Below are 24421 nucleotides of genomic sequence, written 5' to 3'. Positions count from 1 at the left end.
TAGTTAGTGATCAGTGGTCAGTGGTCAGTTGCCATTACAGAAAGGTTATCTCACGCCGTGTGCAACGTTCTCTCAAACCTAACCCCCAACCCCTTCCCTGCAAGGGAAGGGGCGCAAGATTCAAAGCCTCTCTCCGCTTCGGGGAGAGGTTTGGAGAGGGGTTTCACAAATAAGTCGCACATCGCGTTATCTCTGCATCAACAATTACTAATTACTAATTACCAATTACCAATTAAATAAATACTAAAGGTTTGTCCTTGAAGGGAGCGAAGGCTTCAGCATCAAACTTATATAAACTCGCGGGACGACCTGCGCCGCGTGATACTTTGACTCCGGTATCAGATAAAAATCCCAACTTCAGTAAACGCGCGCGAAAGTTAGAATAATCAGAGAAGTTTTCGCCTAAAACTGTTGTGTACAACTGATATAAATCATTTAAAGTAAACATTTCTGGTAATACTTCAAATGCAACCGGACTGTACTCTAATTTGTTGCGTAAGCGTCTATGCCCATAAGCCAAAATTTCATTATGGTCAAAAGATAATTTCGGTACTTGCTTGACTGGATACCAAGCAATACCAGTAACACCATCAGCAATTAATTCGGCTTCTTCAAATCTGACGAGAGCAAAATAACTAACTGATAGGTAACGTACACCATAACTGCCAGTTGCTTCCCTTGGGTCGCGTTCGGGGCCGCCAAAGGTGTATAGCTGTTCCAAATAGAGATTTTTAACTCTAATTTTTTCTGCCATAATGCGATAAGCAGCGTCTTCTAGAGACTCTCCTTCTCGCACTAAAGTACCAGGAAGACTCCAATAATTTAAAAATGGTTCTTGCTGTCGCATTACTAACAGAACTAACAGCCGATTTTTTTCAGTATCTACAGAAAAAATCACATTATCAACACCAACCTTAAAATCGGCTAAAGGTTGTTGATTTAACGAAGTTGAAAACTTTTTTTGGTTGCGTCCGGGCATTTGTACAAATGCTGTTGATGAATGTATTCGACTATAGGGGGGGTGAGAGCTTCGGTTTCTCCACGTTCACGATATGCTGTTGAAGAAACATCTAGACCAGTAAGAGAAGCGATCGCTATTTTACCGCCCAGTTGTTGCACAGCTTCTAAACTAGTCCCATCTATGGCATATCCTGGTCGTGGCACAATCAACAGTTGCACCTGCTGTAATAATTCTTCAACTCGATACCAACGGGGTAGTTGTTGCAGTAAATCTGAACCAATGATCAAAGTAAACTCTGTTTCTGTACCCCAACGTAATTTTGCTTTCTCCAATGTTTCCAGGGTTCTAAAGCTACTCAAATCCTGCTCTAAAGCTATATTCTGCCGAGGCGCTTCTATATCCGCAATCAACAGCCGCAGCATTGCCGCCCGATGCTCTAATAGTGTTTGATGAGATTTAAACGGGTTATCCGCCGCCCAAACCGCCACCCAATCATAACGCTCAGACAACCAGCGTAAAATAGTCTGATGTCCGGCCGTCGGTGGGTCTGCACTAGTACCAAATAAAGCGATTTTTTTCATTGTCAGTTATCAGTTGTCGTTAGTTGAGACGTTGTAATGTAACTTCTGTCAAATTTTGCAGTGCGGCGGAAATTTCTATAGGTATGGGAACGGGATTATCTAAACGCTTTGTTTGTTCGGGTAAACTGGCGACGGAAGCGGCGGTGCGTTGGCGAATTGCGGACAGCTTTTCTGGGGGTTGTAGGCGTTGACCTTCTTTAACTACCAATTGCAACAAAGGTTTTTCTGTAATTAAGGGTGTATCTGTGATTAACCCCAATCTGTCTGCTTGAACCTGACCTCCCCCGTAGGAACGAAAAATTTGCTTACGACCTGGGTATGTTGCTTTACCACTGGACTTTTTCATCACTGGGATATCGTCAATTTCTACGAGTTTGTAAACTCCATTCACGGGGGAACCTGTAACTAGCTTGGTTCCTAGTCCGTAGCCGTCGATTTCTGCGCCGGCTGCTTGGAGTTTGGCAATTTCCCATTCATCTAAGTCGCCACTGGCAAAAATCGATACTTTCGGCAGGAGCGATCGCACTTGTTTTGATAAACTTACTAAGTCACCAGAATCTAACCTGACACCGGATAATTCCATTTTTCCGGTATTCACTTTTTCTGCTAAGTGCTGGGCAGCTGCAACAGTATCATAAGTATCAATTAACAATGGCGCACCGGGAAAATAGCGATGAAACGCACTAAAGGCTTGTTCTTCACTGCCTTCCATCGCCGACAACGCCATAACCAAGGCGTGAGCCATCGTACCACTTGGCTGTTGTCCCAGTTGTAGCGCTGCTAACACATTGGAGGTGGCATCTAAACCACCTGCTAAAGCTGCTCGTGCTGCCCACAAAGAGGCTTGGGGGCTAAAAGCCCGTCTTGTACCAAATTCTAAAAGTGTTGCTTGCTCACCAGCTATATCACGGAGACGTGCTGCTCTTGTGGCTACTAAGGTTTGGTAATTGAGTGTATTTAATAAGTAAGTTTCTACTAACTGTGCTTGCCATAACGGTGCTTCTACCCGTAACAGTGGCTCGTTAGCAAATACGGCTGCCCCTTCTGGTACTGCCCACACATCCCCAGTAAATCGCGCCTCTGCTAGCAATGACCAAAAGCGTTCCCCTGCATGAGCGAAAATGCCTGTGGCTTGTAATGCTGCTATCTGTTCCGAGCTAAAACGTAACTTTTCTAAATATTCCAGTGCTTGAGTCAGTCCCATCGCAATTAAATAGCCAAAACCCTCTGGCGATCGCCTCACAAATAACTCAAAGCTAGCCCGTCGTTGTTCTACGCCTTCACCTGTATAACAAGCAGCCATTGTCAGCTGATAAAGATCGGTAAGTAGGCTGTAATCAGCCGCAGAGATGTTTAATTCTGGGGTTTGCTGAACATCCCAGATGGGGATAGTTGTCATGCAAGCGCTTCCTTAAAAGAATGCTCTTTTTATTATGGTAGAATTTACCATAAATCTTGTCAACCCCTAAGAAGAAATTATTTATTTACAAGGACACACAAGCTTTTTAGCCTTTCATAAGGTTTAAAATATTCATTAATTAATATTTATTAATAGTTGATTTCGATATTATTCCGATAATGACTATTTTTGCAGAATATCCACAAGAAATTTCGATGCTTTTGGCAGCGAGGAAGAGAAGGAAAATATCAGCTTGTTCTTCCTTAGTTTTTCACCTTTTCTCTGAGAAATTTTTAGGTTAAAATCTTGGTGAAAACTGTCAACTCTCCCATAATTTAAAGTATTGCAAAGCTATCTAAAAAAGTATTGCTTTTGTTCTCAATATGTTGAGAGTAAGACTCAGATCAAGTTATTGGGATTAGAGTAGATAAATCACCAGAAATTGACTCAAATAGGAGTCCAACTTTATGGCTATTACCAAAATGATCGCTGGCGTAGTGCAGTATGTTTCTGAAGCCTTCTTGCGGATTTTTGGCCCTAATGACGACGCTTATCCAACTATAGGCGTACAACCATTTACAGGTGATCCTTATAAAAAGCGTACAGCAGAGATTTGGTAAATATAGCAGGAAAAAGGCTGATGATTATTTTCTGTTCTCATCTTCCTAGATACTGCTACTACGAACTCATCAATAAATGACCAATAAAATTTTGATTATCAGAAAGGCATGGGATAATTATTCCATGCTTTTTTGTGTAATGACTTAATCGTCATTAAGCAACATTTTTTAATGTTAGTCAAGTCGCTTCGCTCCAATTCAAAATTCAAAATTCAAAATTCAAAATTCAAGCCCCCGGATTTATCCGGGGGCTTGAATTAATGTTGTTTCAATTCTTTTTTTCGCCATAAATAAATTTAGGGGCTTGTATCCTTTTTTTGTTCGGTCAAAAGTTATTTATTGTTGAATAGGAATTTCAATGATAAATTCTGTACCCTTTCCCAGGTGGGAATTGCATAGCAGTTTACCGCCATGCTTTTCGGTGATGATTTGGTAGCTGATAGACATCCCCATACCTGTTCCTTTGCCCACAGGTTTGGTAGTAAAAAACGGATTAAATATCTGTTGTTGAGTTTTTTCAGACATACCCATACCGTTATCAGCGATCGCCATCTTAATCCAATTAGAAGCAATAACCGAAGTAGAAATCCGAATTGTGGGAATGTCATTAGTTTGTTGTCCCTTGTCCGTTACTTGAGCATTAACTACTGACCACTGACCACTGACAACCGACTCCTCTAAAGCATCAATGGCATTGGCCAGAATATTCATAAAAACTTGATTAAGTTGCCCTGCATAGCATTCTACTGACGGTAAAGCCCCATATTCTTTAATCACTTGAATGGCTGGACGTTCTGGTTGCTCTTTGAGGCGATGTTGTAAGATCATTAAAGTACTGTCGATGCCTGCATGAATGTCCACAGCTTTAAATTCGGCTTCATCCATGCGAGAAAAAGTACGCAACGACAACACAATTTGGCGGATACGTTGAGTACCCACCTTCATAGAGCTTAAGATTTTTGGCAAATCTTGTTGGATATATTCCAGGTCGATTTCCTCATGCAAATCTTGTAAACCAGGTTCGTAATTGGTATTTTTTTGTTGATAAACTTCAATAATTCGCAGTAAGTCTTGAGTATGTTCCTCAAGATAATTGAGATTACCGTGGATAAAGTTAACAGGATTATTAATTTCGTGGGCGACACCAGCAACTAACTGTCCTAAGCTAGACATTTTTTCTGCTTGAATCATCTGCGTCTGAGTGCGTTGGAGTTCTTGCAGAGTTGCTTCTAAATTTTTCGCTTGCTGTCTGAGTCGGGCTTCAATTTGTTGGCGATCGCGGATATCACGGGCAATAGTGGATAAAAATTCTACTTCCCCTTGTTCATTTTTATGGGCAATAATCACTTGAGAAACCGGGAACTCTTCCCCTTTGCGCGATCGCATTAAAGCTTCTCCAGACCAAATCCCCTGTTGCATAACAAGAGGAATGATCTCAGTCTGAAATTTATCTAATATTGACAATCCTACAGCTTCGCTGATGGGAAACTGGTCAGTTGAGGATATACCAAGCATCCTCTGTCCTGCTTTATTTAAGTAGCAATTCGTTCCATAAACATCAGCAATCCCTACAATATCAGGAGTCGCTTCCAAGATTGCCAGTAATCTTTGCTGCTCTTGCTCTGCCTGTATCCGCTCGCTAATATCCCTCACTACCGAAATTGCATGAGGCTTACCATTGTAGAGAAGCAGTTTTCCAGTCACCTCAATATCAAAGCAAGTGCCATCTTTACGAACACCCACAGCATGATCATGAAATTTTTGTCCAGCTTTAACTGTCCTCATACATTCAGCCAATTTTTCATAAGAATTCGGATGAATATATTCTGTGGAGCTTAAATTGAGAAATTCTGCTTGAGAATAGCCGTGCATCTCGCATAAAGCAGAATTAACAGCAACCATCTTGCCAGTATCCAGATCCAAAACACTGATACCATCATTAACGGTCTCAAAAATGCCGCGATATTGGGCTTCTTGTTGACGTAGCACAGCTTCGGCTTGTTTGCGATCGCTAACATCATTCAACGTACCCAGCATTCGATATGCTTGTCCTTCATTGTTAAACAAAAAGATCCCGGTATCTTCTACATGAATATATGTACCGTCTTTTTTTTGCAAGCGATACTCAACTTGGTAGCGGGTTTTTTGTACCATCGCTTCTGTCAGCAAAGAAGTCGCTAGATCCCGATCCTCTGGATGAATCATTGATTCCCAAGTAGCAATATCAAAAGACTGCAATTCTTCAGAAGTTAAACCCATAACTTTTGTGGTCGTACCAGCCCAGAGGATTTTGCCTGAGAGGACGTTATAGTCATAGACAGCTTGCCCGCTTTGCTCAGTAGCTAGGCGAAATCTTTCTTCACTTTCGCGCAGTGCAGTTTGAAAATTGAGGCGATCGCTCACATCCTGTACCATTGAATAGATCCCCAAGGAATTACCCTCAGCATCCACCAATGGAGTATTAATCCATTCACAGCTAATTAATCTGCCATCTTTGGTAATGTTCTCATTCAGACTATAATGACCACCTTTTTGTTCGAGCAAAGACTTCATTGTTTGAATAACAGCATCTCTGTGGTTTGTTGGTACAATTTCTAAGGCGTGTTGATGCAGCATTTCTGTGACTGAATAGCCAAATATTTTTTCCGCCGCCGGGTTCCATTCAACCACTTCAAAAGACGAATTCCACTCAATAATTGCCAAGGGTGTTTGTTGGAGCAAGAATTTTATTTTTGTCTCGAATTGCTTCAAAGCTTCTTCCGTAGTTTTGCGTTCAGTCACATCTCTAGCCATAGCAAAAATATAGTTATCGTGAGCAACCGAAGTCCACGATAGCCAGCAATAGGAACCATCTTTGCAGCGATAGCGATTTTCAAACCGAAAAACTCGAATTCCTTCACTCAACTTAGACATTTCAGCCAATGTAGCTGCTCTATCTTCTGGATGTACTAACTCCATGAAGGGTAAAGATAAAAGCTCTGCTTGAGAATAACCTAGAATATTTTCACCAGCCTGATTCACTCGCTGAAAATAGCCATTAAAGTCAGCAATACAAAGTAGATCCACTGAAATATCAAAAAATAGCAACGATTTTTTAGATTCACTGAGTTCTTGTTCTAGCCGGAAAATAGTTGCGTTAAATTCATGGGTAGTTGCTGTTAACTGTTGCTTTAATTCAGCATTTTGTCGCTGGAGAAGATTTATTTGCGCTTTTAATGCTTTAGTATCCATAAACTATTGCTCCCATTGACTGGCATACTATGATACCCATCACTAATTTCCTAGTTCGTCTACATAGTAGTATTCCCATTACTGATTAAGAAAATTCCTCTACCCGCACGGGAGTAGAGGAATCGGAAAATCACATAACTTTTTTCGAGGAGTGAAAACTTAGAACTTACTAGAATCCTCGGAGAGAGATTTTTGCTGTAACCAATCTTTGCCTACTTGGATACTAATATCTGAGTTGAGACTACCAGTGCTTTCTACCCGCACTTCGCCAAAACCTAAAGCGTTGCGAATGGACTCAGCGCTGTTACCGTCGCCTTGCTGGGCAATAATATTAGTGACTTCCAACGGTTCAGTCCAAGCATTAGCCACATAAACGTTACGATAGCCTGCTTTTTCTAAAGCATTGATTAAAGGACGTAGTTGAGAGCGATCGCTACCTGTGCTATCTTGAATTGCTACTCGCACAGATGTTGGATCATTTACCGGGTTTTCTGATAGAGATTCCAAACCAAAGTGCTGTGCCATCAGTTTAGCAATACCATTTTTACTTGGTATCCAATAGCTGGCGTTATACTCATTCGGTTCGCTGAAACGTCCCGGAAGCATTAACATTTGCATATTGGTGCGATTAGTCCGCACACCAAAACCTACTAGCGCCACTAATTCTTCAACTGTCAAGTTGGTGTCGATATTATCTTTAACTACGTTGAGAATTTTTGGTAACTGAGCTACTGTTACAGGGTTAAGAGCTTGATCCATTAAAGCACGCATTACCATTTGCTGGCGTTGAATCCTGCCAATATCTCCTAGTTCATCATGACGGAAGCGCAGTAATTGTAGTACTTGGTCGCCATTGAGATGCTGTTTACCTGCCTTTAAATTGATGTATAAGTGTTGGGAATGATCTTGATATTTCATATCTTTGGGGACATAAACTGTCACTCCGCCCAAAGCATCAATAAGTTTACCAACTCCCAAAACATTAATGCGGATATAGCGGTCAATACCCACACCACCCAACAGGTTACTAACAGTTGTGGCAGTTAAAGCAGGCCCACCCTCCACGTTAGCGGCATTAATTTTTCTGACTCCATGCCCTTCTATACGCGTGCGGGTATCTCTAGGAATGGAAAGCATAGCAATTTTTTTGGTCTCTGGGTCAAACTTCACCATGAGCATGACATCAGCAAGACCATCAAAGGAATTGACTTGGGGTAGGTAGCGGAGATTTTGAGCTTCAGCAGGGGGAGTTTGCACATCTGGTGGTAGTACACTCATCCCCATGACTAATAAATTCACAGGCCGAGTTAACTCAGAAAAACGTAATCCACTACCAGAGATGGCATCACCATCAAAGACTGCTTCTTCCTGGGGGCTGAGTTGAGCTTGCTGCAATGGTGTACTGGTTAACGAAACAGCTAATAGCGCTCCGGCTGTTGCTGATACCATCGCAATTCCACCCATACCCATCCAAAACCATAGCCAACGCCCCGGTTTAGTATTGTGCGAATTTTTGCCACTGGAGTTAGGGGCGTTTGACGATGGATTTCCTTCTGCTGAAGTTCTTTGAATGGTCACAGACTTCCTCACACTATACTGATGAATTAAGTAAATTTGCTGAATTACAATAATGCAGATAAATCAACCCATAATAGCTAACTTTTAATCAATTACATTGACATTTTATTTTGCTTTCAACCACAACACTTATAGCAGGATTTTTTGTCATTGTGGCAATTTTTTAATTGATTTATTGCAGTATGGCAATAGTCCGTTCCCTTTGACTAGGCCTATAAGAAAATTATTTGCGATTTTGTTAGCCATTAAGTAAAAATGCTGCCTAATCATCTGAGAAACTCAAGATAAATATTTGCTAAACATCTGTTCTGCAAAGCGGCTTAACCCCGGTAAACGATGGGACTTACCTTGGAGTAAGCGCAAAATTAACCAGATACTTACCAAAAAGTAACCAGATGTGAAAAAGCCATTCAGGATTAACAGGCGCAGTGTGAAAAATTCCGCAGTTGCCGCTCCAGTAGCCAACAAGAGATACCCCAACAACCAAGTAAACGCCAAAGTAATAGACAGACGACTCACCGCTAGTTGTTCCCGGCTACCTTGAGAGCGATAAACGGCCCATAGGGATGGGAAAAAGCCGATAACAGGGATTAGATGTAAAATAAGCTGTGTTTTGGGAATAGTTGACTCTTCCTCGCTCCCCATGATTTTTTGACTTGATTGAAAGTCTTCCATTGTTTTTTCGTCAAATCCTAAACTAGAGGGATGAATGACAATGATGTAGTTAGAGATAATAAGCTATAGATACAGAATTTTTTAGTTCTATCCCGCAATCGGCTCAAGATGCAGACACTCAAGCTACTCAACTGGTGGCAAACACTAACACCAATAGCGAGAATTGGGGCGATCGCTCTGTTCGCTCCTTTATTAGTTCTCAATGGTTGGGCAATTTCCGCAATTTTTGATTACTTCCATTCCTTAATAGTCATTTTAGTCGGAGCTTCAGTTTTAGCATTTCTGCTCAACTATCCTGTTAGTTGGATGGAGCATCGCGGCGCGAGGCGAGAGCAAGTTGCTATTTTAGTGTTTTTATTGGCTCTATCAATTTTGTTAGCTCTGGGTGTGACTTTGTTTCCTCTAGCGCTTACCCAAGCTCAACAACTGGTAGCACGTATCCCAGAGTTAATTGATTCTGGGCGATCGCAGCTCATGATGTTAAACGAGAAAGCCGAAACTGTAGGTTTACCGATTAACCTGGATGCTTTGGTAGTGCAGATCAACGATCGCGTCAAAGGACAACTACAGGCGATCGCCGGACAAGTCCTCAATCTGGCTGTTGTTACTTTCACCAGCTTGCTAGATTTTCTGTTGACGATGGTGTTAACTTTCTATCTTCTCCAGCATGGCGGTGAACTCTGGCAAAGCTTAGTAGAATGGCTTCCTACCAAATTTCGCGCCCCATTCTCGCAAACAGTACGCTTGAGCTTTCAAAATTTCTTTATTACCCAGTTAATTTTATCTACTTGTATGGCATCAGCCCTCATTCCTGCTTTCTTATGGCTGAAGGTGCCATTTGGATTGTTATTTGGGCTAACTATTGGGATTATGGCGCTTGTGCCATTTGGCGGCTCTGTGGGTATTGCTCTTACTACCTCACTAGTCGCATTGCAAGATTTTTCGATGGGAGTAAGAGTTTTGATTGCGGCTGTAATTGTCCAGCAAATTCTGGAAAACTTAATTGCTCCCCGCATCTTGGGCAATTTTACTGGCTTGAATCCAGTCTGGATATTGATATCTGTTTTGACAGGAGCTAGAGTTGGTGGACTTTTAGGGGTGATTGTTGCTGTCCCCACTGCTGTAATTATTAAAACTGCCTTGACAGCCTTACGTCCCTCTAGTGTAAATAATGAAACAGAAGTAACAGACACTACAGAAATAACCGCAACCATAGTACAAAAAGAGAATCCCAAAAATACCCTGAGTATTTCCGAACCAACTACGCCTTAATTTGGGCATTTATGGGAAATGGGTTATAGGGAATATACTTTTCTCTACAGGTGAATAAAATTAACGATTTGGATAAACATGGCGCATTTCAAAGCGGCTTTGCTCCCACAGTGGTAGTAAAGCCTGCTTTGCAGCATTTAACTGGGCTTGGGAACAGCTTATTTTGCCATGTTCGATAATCCAGATAAAAATGCGAGTAATTAAAACTGCTTTAAAACTATTTTCATATTGATAATTATTTATCCTACCTACTTGAGCATCCAAATAATAAATTACATCTTTAAAATTCCATTTCTGGAAATTACTTTTCACTCTATCTTTTGTATTGTCAGACTCCATCAAAGATAAGTTACGGATAATATAATCCATGCCTTCTATTGATGAATCTGTATTCCGTACTAAATTAGTGAATGTCCTGTAATATACTCGTAATAATGTAGTTGAGATATTTTCTATATATATATTTAGCCAAGATTGTATATCTTGGAGATAAGGAATTAATTCTTGAATCTCATGAATTTCTGTAATATAGATCCTGTTATTTTCGGTACTCAATATATTATTTAATAATTCCTCTTCAGACAAAGGATATTTGTCAGAATAATAGTCAATAACTTTAGGAATAAATTGATTTAACAACCATTGTTGAGTATATTTAGCAGTCCAAGTTCCTCGCGGGCCGATATCTTGTTGCCATGTATTCAGTTCACCTTTTTCCAAAGATTGTAAATGTACATCATTGATTTCATAAACTATGTTAATTATGCCATTTGGTAATATGGATAAATAATTGACAGGTTTGGGTAAGATAAAAGCATGATCTCGAATTCCACGACTAACACGAATGGAAATATCTTCTTGCTGAAATAAATGCCACTCTGATTTACCTTGTACATAGTTAAACTCATTGGCGAAATTGTGCATTAATCGCCATAATTTTGCATCTACAGAAAACAAAGTTACTCCGCGCACGCCTAAAAATTCTGTAAATTCAAAATCCCAAGTTTCTAAAGCATTTTCAAAAGCAACAATTGCTTTTTTATATTCTTCGGAAACTATATCGATACATAAACACAAGTCTGCTGTTTCTAAGTCAGACAATATAACTGTTGTTTGACCTAGATTAACTTCAAAAGCGTTATCATCTAATTGTTTAAGAAAACTTCTACAACCCCATTCTGGACGGGTATTTAAGCCTGTCATGAGGTTACCTAAAATATATTGATGATTTAAGCTAACCTTTAGTCCTCTTAAGATAACGCTGCTAAATTGTATTTGACAATTGCCTTCCCCAAAAGCTTTAGGTAAGTTACATTCTATAACTACTTTCGGCTTGACAACAGTCAGGCGATCGCCTTCTCGAAAAGTAGAGGTTCTAAAGTCAGTATTAGCTACAATTTCCTGCAAATTGTACCGTCTTAAGGATTTTTCTATGAGATTATATTGTGTATATTTGGAAATATTAGCTGTGTTCTTATCAATATTTTTAACTAAATTGAAATTGAACTTATTATGGAATTCTGTGGCTATATGAGTATTTTTTAAAGAATCAACACTTTTATCAAAGATTAATTCTTCTTTGTGGTAAATAAAATACTGAAAAATTCTCACATGATAACCATTAGTTACTAAAAAGTATAAGGGTTTTAAATAATTACTATAAAACTTGGCGCGTTCGACAGCTTCTGGAAAATTATGAGAATTTGGCTCTAAATATATAGCAATGATTAAAGCTGTTTCAGAATTTTGTTGAATAACATCATCAGTAGAGAAATATATATAAATACTTTCTAGATTTTTTTCAATGTTTTGAGTATCTAAAGGATAGTTGCCGGTAGAATATGTCCTGGGATAACAGAGATGGCGAAACATGGGTACAATAAAATTTATCTCGACATCATCTTTGTTTTTTAAAACACGATAATCAAAAGATTGTATCCATTGAATAAATTGTTTAGTTTCATTAGAAATTGACATTATATAGTTACAATATGCACTTTAATAGAAACTGAGAAAGGCACAGCCTGACTGTGCCTCTATCTTGTTTAACTATGATGGGTGCGAAGGTCAACATTATGCCAACGCCACCACCTTCTCAAGCAACCCTTGGAATAACTTTAATCCATCGCTGCCACCAAGCACAGGGTCAGAAGCCCTTTCAGGGTGAGGCATCATACCTAAAACATTGCCTTGGCGATCGCAAATCCCGGCTATGTTATTCAGAGAACCGTTGGGATTTTCACCCGCATAACGGAACAGCACCTGCCCATTATCTTCAATCTCAGATAAAGTTGCCTCATCAGCATAAAATCTGCCTTCTCCGTGGGCAATTGGCAGAGTGATGACTTCACCAGGGTTGTAAGCTTGAGTCCAAAGGCTATTGGTACTCTCAACGGTGAGAGGGACGCGATCGCAAATAAAATGCAAATCTCGATTTCTCGCCAATGCACCGGGTAACAGTCCGGCTTCAGTTAAGACCTGAAAACCGTTACAAATACCCAAAACCAACTTACCTTTCTGGGCGTGTTCCACCACCTGCTGCATCACAGGGGAAAACCGAGCGATCGCCCCACAGCGTAAATAGTCACCATAACTAAATCCACCGGGAATAATCACCACATCCAAATCAGCAATATCGGTGTCTTGATGCCAAACCATGCGAGTTGGCTGTCCTAGTAGGTCTCTAGTGACATAGGCAACATCGCGATCGCAGTTAGAACCAGGAAATACAACAACGCCAAATTTCATGATTAGTCAGTTGTTAGTTGTTAGTTGTGAGCCAGTACGGTCTTGGGGGTTTCCCCCATGAGTAACTGGCGAACCCAGAGGGTCGGTTGTCGGTTGTCAGTTGCTATTGTTGTTTTCTTACCTATTCCCCGATCCCTAAAATACTCCGGTCTGGGTTTCGACTTCGATCAAATCAAAGCGGTAATTTTCAATTACTGGATTAGATAACATTTGGTCACAAATGCGGTTTAAGTCTTGACGCGCTTTTGCTTCATCAGAAGTAGTAATGTTGAGTTCAATGTACTTACCAATTCGTACATGATCAACGTTATCGTATCCCATTTGCTGGAGGCCAGATTGTACAGCCACACCAGCCGGGTCTAAAACGGAAGGACGAAGTGTCACGAAAATTTTGGCTAGATACTTAGTTTGCACGGAGTTTTGCTGAAAGCTGCGATCGCTATACTATAACTTTCTGTTCCAACTGAGTAAAAATAAGTTAATCGAGACGTTAAAGTTAATTTATTGCACTGCGTATGTCAGTTGTTAGTCGTCAGTTGTCAGTTGTGGAAATGATCTGGTCTAATACCCCAACCCCTAATGGGTGGTTTTTACATATCTTTGCCACTGACCACTGACTACTGACAAAACTCTATCCCCTTGCGGGTAGAGTTTTTATTAGTTAGGCAGTGTAACAGCTTCTAATCCAGTGGCAAATTTAAATAATAGTCTATGAGAGCCATACGCACCCGCAGTCAAGAGCGCATTTTAAACCTGTTGCAAACCATTAAACAAGGTATTTCTGCCCAGGATATTTATGTAGAACTCCGTAATCGCAATCAGAGTATGGGGTTAGCAACAGTTTATCGTTCCTTGGAAGCCTTAAAACTAGAAGGCTTGGTGCAGGTACGGACTTTACCCAATGGCGAAGCTCTCTACAGCCTCGCGCAGCAAGATAAACACCACCTTACGTGCTTGCAATGTGGTGTATCTATTCCTATTCATCAATGCCCTGTCCACAACTTAGAAGACCAGTTAGAAACTGACCATAAGTTTAAAATTTTCTACCACACTCTGGAGTTTTTCGGTTTGTGTGGTAAGTGCCAAATGAATCACGCGAGTGAAATTAGTCACTAGCAGAAACTACTGACCACTGACCACCGACGACTGACTATCCGAAACAATCGAGCGAATACCCTCTAAAGTCGCGGGAATAGTGCGGGGGTCTATAAACATAACTTTGCTACTATCGCTCTTACCGATGGTTGCGCCCATATCGAGATAACCCAAAGCTAATAACACCTCTAGGGCTTGTTCCGCAGTACCGTTGGAATTGATTTTCTGGGCAAGAATTTCTGCTGATTCGGCAATAGCCTGAGCTTTGAGAACTTGTTGCTGACGTTCAGCCTGTGCTTTGAGAACGATCGCTTTTTGTTCAGCTTCTGCTTGCAATATTACCGACTTTTGCCTGGCTTCTGCATCTAATATTTGGGCTTCAGCTTTACCTTTGGCAGAGTTAACGGCTGCTTCCCGTTCACCCTCAGAATTTAAAATTGCCGCCCTTCTGCGTCGTTCTGCTGACATTTGCAATTCCATCGATTCCCGTACAGCTTGGGAAGGGATAATGTCTCGCAGTTCTACCCTAGTTACTTTTACACCCCAAGGATCAGTAGCAATATCTAAATCCCGCAATAAAAGTTCATTAATTTGGGAACGAGCCGTAAAGGTTTGATCTAACTCCAACTGTCCCATTTCCGAGCGAATTTGAGTCAGTACCAAGTTCACCATCGCCGAGTGGAGGTTTTCTACTTTGTACCAAGCCTTCTCCATATCGACAATCCGCCAGTAAACCACTGCATCTACTTCAATCCCTACGTTGTCACGGGTAATACATTTTTGCGGTGGAATATCTAAAACCTTTTCGCGGATAGTTTCTTTGTAGACGGCTTTATCAATAAAAGGAAGGACAAGATTTAGTCCAGGGCCGAGCTTTTTGTGGTAGCTACCTAATCTTTCTACTAAAACTTCATTACCCTGATTAATCACCTTCACAGACCCCGCAACGGCAGAACCACCGAGTGCTAGAGCAATCAATAAAAATAACTGTTCCATTACCAACCTCCAAATATTTCTGTATAAGTTATAACCAACTCTTAATTAAGACTTACGCACTGAACCAAAAAACCCTTCTGAGGGCGGTCAATAGTCCACAGTCTAAAAACCTTGATTTTGACTATTGACCCTTGACTCTTGACAAAAAAGCCAGAAAATTAGTAACACTGCGTAAGTCTAATTAATGACTAATGACTAAAAATGCAGCAGATTTTCTGGCATCACCACTAAAGTAGTCCCTTCCCTCCTGACTACATAAACCCTTTGGTGCGGGGCGATAGTGATTTGCTCGTCATCGCACTTTGCCCGCCAAGAATTTCCCTCGTATAATACTCGTCCTGCTTGTCCGGGAAGAATTTCTGTTAAGGTTTCTGCCGTAATTGCATCTTGAATTTTTGACTTACGTTGTCGTGGTTGCAAAAATCGACGGGAAAGTACAATCAAAACGGTAGAAAGAAACAACCAAGCCACAACTTGCAGCCATAAAGCTAACCCCAATTGAGATAGTAACGCCACCATTAAGGCGCTAATTCCCATCATGAAAGCGATAAACGCCGATGGTAAGAACAATTCTGTTAAGCAGAGAACTGCTCCAGCCAGTAGCCAAATTAAGGTAGATATTGGCATAGCGCCATCCTAGACACTACATTCACACAAACCAGCTTAGTTGCTGGTTATCTGGATTTGGTAATTGGTGATCAAACATAACTCTTACCCATTACCCATTCCCTTTTTCCCAGCAATTTTGATTAAAATCAGTAACAATGTGTAGCCACAGGTACACAGAACCAGTCTATTCTGTCCTTCAAGCCTTTGACTGCTAAAGTTAATCGAACTTCACCACTTAATTTATTTTTTAAATTTATACCTATATGCTTTCTATCGAACGGATAATTTATTGCATAAATAAAAACTGTGATAACCCAATTAATTTTGCGGGAGAACGTGTTTGCGCTAGTTGTCAAACGCCTTTAGTTCACCGTTATCTTTGGGCTACTGGCTCATTAGTAACCGAGATTCCACTAGGTACAAAAGTATCAGATAGATATGAGGTAATAGATCGACAGGTTTGGCTGGACACTCGACCGGGATTATTACCAGAAGTACCTCAAGAATTGCCGTCGGATGTTATTCCTTATCTTCGCTTATATCCAGAGCGATCGCATCTCCCCCAAGTTTATGGTTTTGTTACCTCTTTACCAGAAGGCACAGACCATATCTTGTTACTAGAAAACGTCCCTATCGATGAAGAGGGGAATATTTATCCAACTATCATTGATGCTTGGCAAAAAGCCAAACCAGTCAGACAAGTTTACTGGTTATGGCAGATTCTCCAACTATGGACACCTTTACTGGAGTTAGGACTAGCTCACAACTTGCTGAAAGCAGACAATTTGCGCGTCCAAGGTTGGTGTGTGCGATTGTTAGACCTTAACGCCACAACACCGACAGAACAGCCTAATTTAAAAGATTTGAGCGATTCTTGGCAGCCTTTACTAGAGTTGACAACAACTTCGGTTACGCCAAAGTTGCAGAATATCATCCAGCAGATGGCTAACTCAGAAGTGGAGTTAGAAACTATTGCGAGTCAACTTAACGCTTTACTACTCGCCGCCGCCGGAGAATTGCCATTAACTTTAACCATAGCAGGGGCGACAGATGCAGGCCCCCAACTCAAACAAAATGAAGATACTTGCTATCCCAATACTGCTGTTGACTCCCATGAATTATTAGTACCAAATTTGGCGATCGTTTGTGATGGCATTGGCGGACATCAAGGGGGTGAAGTCGCCAGCCAATTGGCAGTACAGTCTCTAAAGTTACAAATTCGTGCATTATTCGCCGAAGTGGCGACACAGCCAGAAATTGTCCCACCAAATTTGTTACAGGAACAACTAGAAGCTAGTCTGCGTGTGGCTAACAACCTCATCAATTCTCGTAATGATGAACAAAAGCGCCAAGGTAGAGAACGCATGGCCACAACGCTGGTAATGGCAGTACAAGTACCGCAACGAGTATTAACTACATCTGAGTGGCAATCAGATAATGCCCATGAGCTTTATTTGGCTAACGTGGGTGATAGCCGTGCTTATTGGATCACTCGTGAATATTGCCAACAGCTGACAGTAGACGATGATATAGTCACAAGGGAAGTCCGTTCTGCCCGGAGTTTGTATCGGCAGGCACTCCAACGACAAGATGCCAATGCTTTAACTCAAGCCTTGGGAAACAGAGATGCTGAATCTTTACGGTTGGCGATTAAGCGATTCATCATCGATGAAGATGGGATTTTATTATTATGTTCTGATGGGTTAAGTGATAACAACTGGGTAGAAAATTCTTGGCAAGATTACGCTGTACCAGTATTAACTGGTCAAATGACTGTTGAAGATGCTGCCCACCATTGGATTAATCTAGCCAATGAAAAAAATGGCCATGATAATACTTCTGTTGTGCTGACTCTTTGCCGTGTTTCCAAAGAATATTTAGTGCCAATCACACCAACGCCGCCACTGGTAGAGATTCCAGAACCAGAAATAGCAGAACTGGAAAGATACCCAGAAGAATCTGTCTTGACGGAAAGTTCTCAAGCATTGCTGGACTTGGAACTCCCTGATGAACCCAGCCCAGCCCCAATTAAACAACCAAACCGCCGTCAACCTTTATTATTGGTTGGGGGATTATTGGCGTTAATAGTAGGAGGTACAGGTATAGGATTATTTGCTTGGTGGCAACTTAGTCCCCAATCATTTCAGCAGATGTGTCAGAAACTACCCCCATCATTGCAGCAATATTGTTCACCCAGGGGCAGATGAGGAGCAGGGGAGGCAGGGGAGGCAGGGGAGCAAAGAAGAAGACCATAAACTATTGACCAATCACAACTGGCAACTGGCAACTGACTAATGACTATGGACTAACGACTATTTATTGTAGAATTGATTCTGTCGTTAAAGCGCACAGCAAAGGCAATTTTGCTCACTAATTGCGCTCAAAGCCTGCGTAGGTAAGCTTTGTTTGTATATAAGTTAGAGAGTTGTGAAACAGAGCATCTGTAAATGTTGAGTGCTATGGGAGTTGCTGTTGTAAACAATACTTTTTGTTAAAAAAGCAAGTTAGTTCAGTGAGGATGGCCGTGGAGATACTTGTTGAAAAAGGTGTGAATGTTGTTATGAAAGTTGGCGATCGCGTCCGTGTAAAAGAATCGGTAGTAGTTTACCATCATCCTGAACATCGCGGTAAAGCTTTTGACCTCAAAGGCTCAGAAGGCGAAATTGTGGAGATTGTCACCCAATGGCAAGGTAGACCTGTTAGTGCTAATTTACCTTTTCTCATCCAGTTTGGTAAAAAATTTAAAGCTCACCTACGGGAAAATGAGTTAGAAGTTATCTAAAGTATCCAAATCTTTCAGGAGCGGCGGAACCACGAGAAAATATTAACTTCGCCGCGCATTCTTTCTAACTCCCGGCGGTGCTGCTCGGCAGTTGTACGATACCATTCACAATGGCGCTGAAACTCAGAACGTTTTTGCACTTCATAATAAAACTGATGAGTTGTCTGATAAGCTGCAAAAGTGTCCTCGCCTTGAGGTTGGGGTGCAGGCAGAATATAAGGTAAGTTTTCGTTCATAGATTTTAGGGAGCAGAGGGAGCAGGGGAAGCAGGGGAAGGAAAGAAAAATTACTATTGACTATTGACTATTGACTATTGACATCGCGTCTCTAATTACACCCAACCTCTTAACCAATAAATAAAGCTACCAACATATTCTTTTAAGGCGTTGGTGAATAGGTGTAAGTTGTAAGTATCTGGTAGTAAATTCAATATAGCGGCTTTGGGGGTGTTGCCGAGTTCTTGGAGTTCACCTGCGCTAACTAAAAAGTCGGTGGGTGCGGGGATAACGTTCATACCTTGACGCTGGAAAATTTTCAGCGATCGCGGCATATGCAATGCTGAAGTTACCAACAATACTTTATCAATACCACGAGATGCTAGTATTTTCTTGACATTTACGGCATTTTGATAAGTATTGAGTGAATCGGGTTCTTCAATCAACACACTAGCCGGAATACCTAGAGAGGTGAGGATATTTGCCATATCTGTTGATTCTGATGAACCACTTCCACGCCAATCGATGCGTCCCCCACTGAGGATGATGAGCGGGGCTTTGTTTTGGCGATATAATTGGGCAGCATAGATGACGCGATCGCCTTGTTCACTTAAATCTGGTGTAATCCTTGGGGGAAAGACTGATTTAGTCGCACCACCTAAGACGATAATGGCTTCAGCGTTGGGTAATTGTGCGGGAGGTAGATTTTGCCATTCTAGCGATCGCACCAGGTATTTAGCAACCCAGGCGTTACTGCACAGTAGTAATAAAGTTAACGATAAAGCTATGGCTGTAGTCGCTATACGTGGACGTTTCCGCAAAGTTACTAGTGCTACTACTAAACTGACACTAGCTAATCCCAAAGGATAAAAAAATAAAGGCAGTAATTTAGATAAATATAAGAACATATTTATGGCTGTGGAATTGGGTATCGCGGGTTGAGTTTTGGCTGTGCTAAGACAAGGTAGCAGATGAGTCTTAGATTTCCATGAAACAGCAAAAAAATCAATTCAGCCATCTCACCGCCATTGAAAGAACTTATCTATCATTTCCTGCACAGTTTTTAATCAATCAAAACCTGCTACAAGGACAAATATTAGACTTTGGTTGTGGATTTGGTAATGATGTTAAATTATTGCAGCACAAAGGCTTTGATATTAGAGGTTACGACCCTTATTATTTTCCTCAATATCCTGAAAATAAATTTGACACTATAATTTGCTTGTATGTTTTAAATGTTTTATTCCCTGAAGACCAGGCTAATGTTCTTATGGATATATCCCACTTATTAAAACCAGGGGGTAAAGCTTATTATGTAGTGAGAAGAGATATTAAAAGGGAAGGATTTCGGGAACATTATATTCATAAAAAACCTACATATCAATGTCTTGTTAAACTACCTTTTCATTCAATTCATTTAGATGAAAGCCGAGAAATATATGAATACACCCACTATAATAATCAGCGCCATTCATCTAATTATTGTATATTTTGCAATCCCCATAAAAACTTAAAACTATTAACAGAATCAGCAACCGCATACGCTATATTTGATGGCTATCCAATCAGCAAAGGACACATATTAGTTATTCCCAAACGCCATGTTAGCGACTACTTCGAGCTACCCCAAAAAGAGCAATCAGCCTGTTGGTTAATGGTGAATAAAGCACAGGAATTTCTAAAAGCCGAGTTTTCCCCTGATGGGTTTAATATAGGTATGAACATCAATCGAGCCGCCGGACAAAATATTATGCACGCGAGTATCCACATCATCCCACGTTACAAAGGCGATGCGATGGGTGCGAAAAGTGGCATTAGAAACGTCATCCCCCAAAGAAAATAGTTAAAACTTTGCGTTCCTCCGCGCCAACCTCCGCGATACTTTGCGTTTAAAAAAATTAAACAACCTCTCTAGCCTTTCGCCTTTCCACCTCCTCCGTTTCCTTGCGATAACCATCCAACCACTGAATAATTTCCGTAGATAACTCTTGCTTACTTCTAGTATTAGCATCAATACAAACGTGTCGAGTTACAGCCTTAGCCACTAACACATCTGCCAAATAAATTTCATAATTAATCTCAAACTTTTCCGCACCAATCTTTTGTGGTACTAAGCTAATTATCACCTGATCTCCACAAAATAGCGGACGCAAAAAATCTACACTGGCATGGACAATAGGAAAAGCCATATTAGGATTAGTAAAAAACTCCTTGAGACTAATTCCTGATGTTCTCAAAGACGCTTCATAACCTTCATGACAAATGCTGAGGATATTAGCAAAATAAACTACTCCCGCAGCGTCCGTATCTTGAAAGTGAATTGTCCGATGATAAGTAAAAGGCATATTGAAAATTACCAAATAAAAAAAGAGCAGACTAGAAGTCCGCTCTACAAAATCATATTACTGTGCAAGGAAAATTTATAACTTTAATGGAGAATATATATCTTCAGAAGTAGGGTTAAGATAAGGACGCTGTAAATCTATAGAATGATGTTGAAAGTGTTTGTTAATCGTCTTCATTCTTTCTTCGACTGCATTCTTACCCTTCTGCCAAGCTTCTAACAAAGCATTCGCCACAATTTGACAACGATTCATACCAAAAGTTTCTTGTGCGGCAAATTTTTGCGTAGGTTCTTCAGCCAGACTCAACCCAGGTGCTAGGAATTTGGTAAACAGGGGTATTTCTGGTTGAAAATAAGCTTGATACTCTTGATATATAACCTGAAGAATTTTATGTATTACTGGATAGTTTTCGTGTTCAAAATAGAGTACGCCTGCGTCATAGCGTCCATAGGCGCAGGGATTATAGAGAACTTGAAAGGTAAAAGGAAGTGCGGCGGCGTTGAATTGTTGAGTTAAACTATCCATGAGTGCGATCGCACCAGCTGCACTGAAATTAAAATAGATTCTCCCTGTACCTAAATCAGCATCCGGGTTACCTGACTTTTCCTGTCCCACATCACTCACAGCTAAGTAGTAGCCGTTTTGCAATCGATTATTAGGCATCCAAATCGCTACTGATTCCCCCACAGTGGCGGATTTTTTACCGGGTTTGAGATGGCAATCGGGTTCTATGTATAAAGTTAAACCACCTTTAGTCACTGCTATACTACCATCTGGTTCCTTACGTAACACCTGCCAACTAGGGTCAAAATAACCCCGTCCGTGATTACTGGCTTGCAGTTGTTCGTAAAATTCCCAATCGATACCCACATTGGTATTAGTTGCTAAATTTTGTGGCATCGAGTAACTAGCATAGTTATCATTTGCCAAATTACTTTGCAGTACACCGTTGTAATAAATTCCATAAAGGAAGTTACGCAGTAATAAGGCGAGATATTTATTTTGTAGAGCAGGAGAGTTGTGCTGAAATCTATCTGCTACTTTGGTTGGTAAAGCAAAAGGCTGATAACTGGGATGGTTGATACAAAAGTTCGGCTCAATTCGGATATTAGTAGCAATATCCATCAGGGAATTAAACAGTGGGTTAGCAGAATAATCTAGCATCAATCAATTCCAAACTCAAAATTGATAATTTAGAAAAACCCTACAGGGTAAACATCCTGGCTCTAATATTAATTCTTACCAAATCGATGACAAATTCAAAATTCAAAACTGATAATTTTGCTTTTTGAATTGTTCATCATCTTGCTTTTAGCAACCACGTAAGCGGGTTTTTTCGTAATACAGGGGAACTAACTGTTTTTCTTTCTCAGGATGTGATACTTGAGGAACCTTTGCTACCGGAGAGAGAATTTCTGCCTCCGAGATACCAAAAATACTCAGTATAGATTGCTCAGGCATAGTCAGTAGATTTTTAGCTACTTGCAGCATATAAAGGTGGGAATTATCAAATAATTTATAGTTATTAATCTTGTCTTGAATTTGGTGAATTAAAGCCAAGCCGATAAACTTGATAACTCGTACCAAAAAATTAGGATGGTATTCCAAAATCATGGGAAAGGCTTGCAAATAAGCTTGTAATAAAGCCACTAAAGATGGTTGAATCTCCTCTAGTGGTATCATTACTAGTTCTAAAGACTCTGCTAATTCCAGAGTGGGATCTACAACTAAACTCTCAAGCCAAATTTCTAAATAACTAGCTAAAATAGTTCCTAAATCAAAAGCCGGATCTCCCCAAGTACAGGTTTCCCAATCAATCAATCGCACTAGGCAATTATCTAATTGGTTCCATCGGGAATGAATTAATATATTGTTGAGTTTGAGGTCGTTATGAGTTAAACAGCAAGCATCCCACTCATAAGCTAAGTCAGCGATCGCTGCTTCTAAACTCTCATAGCATTGATAGAGAACATGAAATTTTAAGGCTTCAGTAGGAATTTTACCAAAAATCTCTGGATTCAGAGAACTTATTCCTTGTGCCGGATTGTAAAAATGATAACGGAATTGTCCTTGAGGCGCAGTCGCCATGAAATCACGATATTCTTTCCCCTGGAAGGTAGTACGGTGTAAGGCTGCTAATGTCGTCCCAATCGCCGCCGCAATTTCTTTTGGGAAAACATTCGGGTTTTGATAAAACTCAGCTAAATCCAGGTACTCGCTTAAATAACTGCGAACGAGGATGGAATTTTCCTCATCAAAATGTACCACCAAAGGAGCGATCGCAGAAATATTACCTAGAATGGGAAACTTTTGTAGTAATTGGTGAAATAGCCATTCATTAAACAATTCATGGAGAATTCCGTCATCTTCAACACCACGTTCTTGTTTAACTAGCAGTTTGCGATTATCTGCTAAATTCACCACTAAATTGTAGTTCTTCTTGCTAATTGGCAATTCAACTATGTCTGATTTGCCATCTTCTGAGCTACACAGGTCTGCTGCTTGCAGATGCTGGATAACGTTTTGAGAAGACAGTGGTAATAACATTGATTATTTCCTAGTTCGTAAAATTGCTGAGATAATCACCTAATCTCAAGATCGGTCTCGTTTTATTCGTCTAGGTAGATAACAACAAGGATATAAATATCAATCATGATTGCTTTAATCTATAAATATCTCATCTCCTTTACTAATACCTGCCAAAATGGCAAAATAGCCTTTATTTTTGCTTTAATTTTTGATGTAATCGCCACGAAATCTTTAAAATAAATATTCATTTTTTGGAAAAATTATGGCAGATTATTTAATTTCTTTTATAAAGTGATGATTGATTGTTTACTGGTTATTCCTAAACCATAATTGATTGCGCTTTGCGTGTCAGTTGTCAGTTGTTATTTATCATTTGTCTAAAGGATCTGGTTTAATACCCTATTCCCTTATGGGTGAAGTTTTTGATTAACTGAAGCACCTATCTAAAGACAGATTTATACTTCTTCATATATTAAACATAGGATTTTTTATAGGATAAATCTATCAGAAGTAAGGTACATAAAAAACCATATCATGCCCACTATGGCATCGATATGCAAAAGCTGATTTCACTTACTACGTTAGATAAATAGGAAATCTAATTTTAAGGCATTAAAATACTTTGTAATAATTAATACATTTTCACTCTCGGCTTTTCAAAGCTATTAATTTAATATGTGTATTATTTTTATTTATCATCACCAAGTTCACAAAACCGGATACTTTGGGTAGTCGGCAATGATTTTTTGAAAAAACATTAAAATACATTATGTAACACAATGATG

22 protein-coding genes are annotated in these 24421 nt (G+C 40.2%); 6 read left to right on the top strand and 16 right to left on the bottom strand.

Going from position 1 to position 24421, the window contains the following annotated elements; genetic code table 11:
* Positions 1-232: 232 nt before the first annotated feature.
* Genes ACM5QX_RS11040 through ACM5QX_RS11030 form a run of 3 tightly spaced genes read right to left on the bottom strand, consistent with a single transcriptional unit; the run spans position 233 to position 2941 of the window.
* Positions 233-979 carry an NUDIX hydrolase gene (locus tag ACM5QX_RS11040; RefSeq protein WP_190565592.1) on the bottom strand — a complete coding sequence of 249 codons (747 nt, stop codon included), beginning with the start codon at positions 977-979 and terminating at the stop codon, positions 233-235.
* Complete coding sequence (locus ACM5QX_RS11035; RefSeq protein WP_414753545.1) at positions 940-1542, bottom strand: nicotinate-nucleotide adenylyltransferase; 603 nt, start codon at positions 1540-1542, stop codon at positions 940-942. The genes ACM5QX_RS11040 and ACM5QX_RS11035 overlap by 40 nt, the downstream gene beginning before the upstream one ends.
* Positions 1543-1561: 19 nt before the next feature.
* On the bottom strand, positions 1562-2941 hold the full coding sequence (locus ACM5QX_RS11030; RefSeq protein WP_414753544.1) for a nicotinate phosphoribosyltransferase: 1380 nt from the start codon (positions 2939-2941) through the stop codon (positions 1562-1564).
* A 467-nt stretch (positions 2942-3408) separates the two neighbouring features.
* Between ACM5QX_RS11030 and ACM5QX_RS11025 the strand changes: the two genes are divergently transcribed.
* Entirely contained in the window at positions 3409-3561 is a 153-nt protein-coding gene (locus ACM5QX_RS11025) for a hypothetical protein (protein ID WP_044521395.1), read from the top strand.
* A 336-nt stretch (positions 3562-3897) separates the two neighbouring features.
* On the opposite strand, the gene ACM5QX_RS11020 is transcribed toward ACM5QX_RS11025, so the two are convergent.
* The 3 genes from ACM5QX_RS11020 to ACM5QX_RS11010 all read right to left on the bottom strand — a co-directional run bounded on the left by ACM5QX_RS11020 (position 3898) and on the right by ACM5QX_RS11010 (position 9045).
* Positions 3898-6792: a PAS domain S-box protein gene (locus ACM5QX_RS11020; protein WP_414753543.1), complete on the bottom strand. Its 2895-nt coding sequence runs from the start codon at positions 6790-6792 to the stop codon at positions 3898-3900.
* A gap of 159 nt (positions 6793-6951) precedes the next feature.
* On the bottom strand, positions 6952-8370 hold the full coding sequence (locus tag ACM5QX_RS11015; RefSeq protein ID WP_414753542.1) for an LCP family protein: 1419 nt from the start codon (positions 8368-8370) through the stop codon (positions 6952-6954).
* Positions 8371-8649: 279 nt separating this feature from the next.
* The gene (locus ACM5QX_RS11010; protein WP_414753541.1) at positions 8650-9045 is read right to left on the bottom strand and encodes a hypothetical protein; all 396 of its coding nucleotides are present in this window, start codon (positions 9043-9045) and stop codon (positions 8650-8652) included.
* A gap of 108 nt (positions 9046-9153) precedes the next feature.
* Here ACM5QX_RS11010 and ACM5QX_RS11005 point away from each other — a divergent pair, with 108 nt between their 5' ends.
* On the top strand, positions 9154-10317 hold the full coding sequence (locus tag ACM5QX_RS11005) for an AI-2E family transporter (protein WP_414753540.1): 1164 nt from the start codon (positions 9154-9156) through the stop codon (positions 10315-10317).
* A 60-nt stretch (positions 10318-10377) separates the two neighbouring features.
* Here ACM5QX_RS11005 and ACM5QX_RS11000 read toward each other — a convergent pair whose 3' ends face one another.
* The 3 genes from ACM5QX_RS11000 to purS all read right to left on the bottom strand — a co-directional run bounded on the left by ACM5QX_RS11000 (position 10378) and on the right by purS (position 13479).
* Entirely contained in the window at positions 10378-12294 is a 1917-nt protein-coding gene (locus tag ACM5QX_RS11000; RefSeq protein ID WP_414753539.1) for a hypothetical protein, read from the bottom strand.
* A gap of 96 nt (positions 12295-12390) precedes the next feature.
* Positions 12391-13065 (bottom strand): phosphoribosylformylglycinamidine synthase subunit PurQ, encoded by a 675-nt coding sequence (gene purQ / locus ACM5QX_RS10995; protein ID WP_011317291.1) that lies wholly within the window; start codon positions 13063-13065, stop codon positions 12391-12393.
* 135 nt (positions 13066-13200) lie between these two features.
* Positions 13201-13479 (bottom strand): phosphoribosylformylglycinamidine synthase subunit PurS, encoded by a 279-nt coding sequence (purS, locus tag ACM5QX_RS10990; RefSeq protein WP_190565601.1) that lies wholly within the window; start codon positions 13477-13479, stop codon positions 13201-13203.
* A 297-nt stretch (positions 13480-13776) separates the two neighbouring features.
* Between purS and ACM5QX_RS10985 the strand changes: the two genes are divergently transcribed.
* Positions 13777-14181 (top strand): Fur family transcriptional regulator, encoded by a 405-nt coding sequence (locus ACM5QX_RS10985; RefSeq protein WP_414753538.1) that lies wholly within the window; start codon positions 13777-13779, stop codon positions 14179-14181.
* 6 nt (positions 14182-14187) lie between these two features.
* Here the strand turns inward: ACM5QX_RS10985 and ACM5QX_RS10980 are convergent, their stop codons facing one another.
* Together ACM5QX_RS10980 and ACM5QX_RS10975 are read right to left on the bottom strand one after the other, a co-directional pair.
* The gene (locus ACM5QX_RS10980) at positions 14188-15156 is read right to left on the bottom strand and encodes an SPFH domain-containing protein (protein ID WP_414753537.1); all 969 of its coding nucleotides are present in this window, start codon (positions 15154-15156) and stop codon (positions 14188-14190) included.
* Positions 15157-15351: 195 nt separating this feature from the next.
* Positions 15352-15783 (bottom strand): NfeD family protein, encoded by a 432-nt coding sequence (locus tag ACM5QX_RS10975; RefSeq protein ID WP_011317287.1) that lies wholly within the window; start codon positions 15781-15783, stop codon positions 15352-15354.
* Between the two features lie 245 nt (positions 15784-16028).
* Here ACM5QX_RS10975 and ACM5QX_RS10970 point away from each other — a divergent pair, with 245 nt between their 5' ends.
* Positions 16029-17972 (top strand): PP2C family protein-serine/threonine phosphatase, encoded by a 1944-nt coding sequence (locus ACM5QX_RS10970; protein ID WP_414753536.1) that lies wholly within the window; start codon positions 16029-16031, stop codon positions 17970-17972.
* Positions 17973-18283: 311 nt separating this feature from the next.
* Positions 18284-18547 carry a ferredoxin-thioredoxin reductase variable chain gene (locus ACM5QX_RS10965; protein WP_414753614.1) on the top strand — a complete coding sequence of 88 codons (264 nt, stop codon included), beginning with the start codon at positions 18284-18286 and terminating at the stop codon, positions 18545-18547.
* A 14-nt stretch (positions 18548-18561) separates the two neighbouring features.
* On the opposite strand, the gene ACM5QX_RS10960 is transcribed toward ACM5QX_RS10965, so the two are convergent.
* Both ACM5QX_RS10960 and ACM5QX_RS10955 read right to left on the bottom strand, forming a co-directional pair.
* The gene (locus ACM5QX_RS10960) at positions 18562-18783 is read right to left on the bottom strand and encodes a hypothetical protein (RefSeq protein WP_414753535.1); all 222 of its coding nucleotides are present in this window, start codon (positions 18781-18783) and stop codon (positions 18562-18564) included.
* Positions 18784-18878: 95 nt separating this feature from the next.
* Positions 18879-19670: a YdcF family protein gene (locus tag ACM5QX_RS10955; protein WP_011317283.1), complete on the bottom strand. Its 792-nt coding sequence runs from the start codon at positions 19668-19670 to the stop codon at positions 18879-18881.
* An 80-nt stretch (positions 19671-19750) separates the two neighbouring features.
* Between ACM5QX_RS10955 and ACM5QX_RS10950 the strand changes: the two genes are divergently transcribed.
* On the top strand, positions 19751-20605 hold the full coding sequence (locus tag ACM5QX_RS10950) for an HIT domain-containing protein (protein ID WP_414753533.1): 855 nt from the start codon (positions 19751-19753) through the stop codon (positions 20603-20605).
* A gap of 55 nt (positions 20606-20660) precedes the next feature.
* On the opposite strand, the gene ACM5QX_RS10945 is transcribed toward ACM5QX_RS10950, so the two are convergent.
* The 3 genes from ACM5QX_RS10945 to ACM5QX_RS10935 form a co-directional block, all read right to left on the bottom strand.
* Complete coding sequence (locus ACM5QX_RS10945; protein WP_011317281.1) at positions 20661-21107, bottom strand: acyl-CoA thioesterase; 447 nt, start codon at positions 21105-21107, stop codon at positions 20661-20663.
* Positions 21108-21182: 75 nt separating this feature from the next.
* Positions 21183-22271 (bottom strand): T3SS effector HopA1 family protein, encoded by a 1089-nt coding sequence (locus ACM5QX_RS10940; RefSeq protein WP_414753532.1) that lies wholly within the window; start codon positions 22269-22271, stop codon positions 21183-21185.
* A gap of 147 nt (positions 22272-22418) precedes the next feature.
* Positions 22419-23654 carry a phosphotransferase family protein gene (locus tag ACM5QX_RS10935; RefSeq protein ID WP_414753531.1) on the bottom strand — a complete coding sequence of 412 codons (1236 nt, stop codon included), beginning with the start codon at positions 23652-23654 and terminating at the stop codon, positions 22419-22421.
* Positions 23655-24421: the final 767 nt, after the last annotated feature.

The organism is Anabaena sp. CCY 9910, assembly GCF_963920875.1.
Classification (GTDB): domain Bacteria; phylum Cyanobacteriota; class Cyanobacteriia; order Cyanobacteriales; family Nostocaceae; genus Trichormus; species Trichormus variabilis.
The sequence above is the reverse complement of the archived record's forward strand: the minus strand, read 5'-3'. Positions and strand labels throughout refer to the sequence as shown.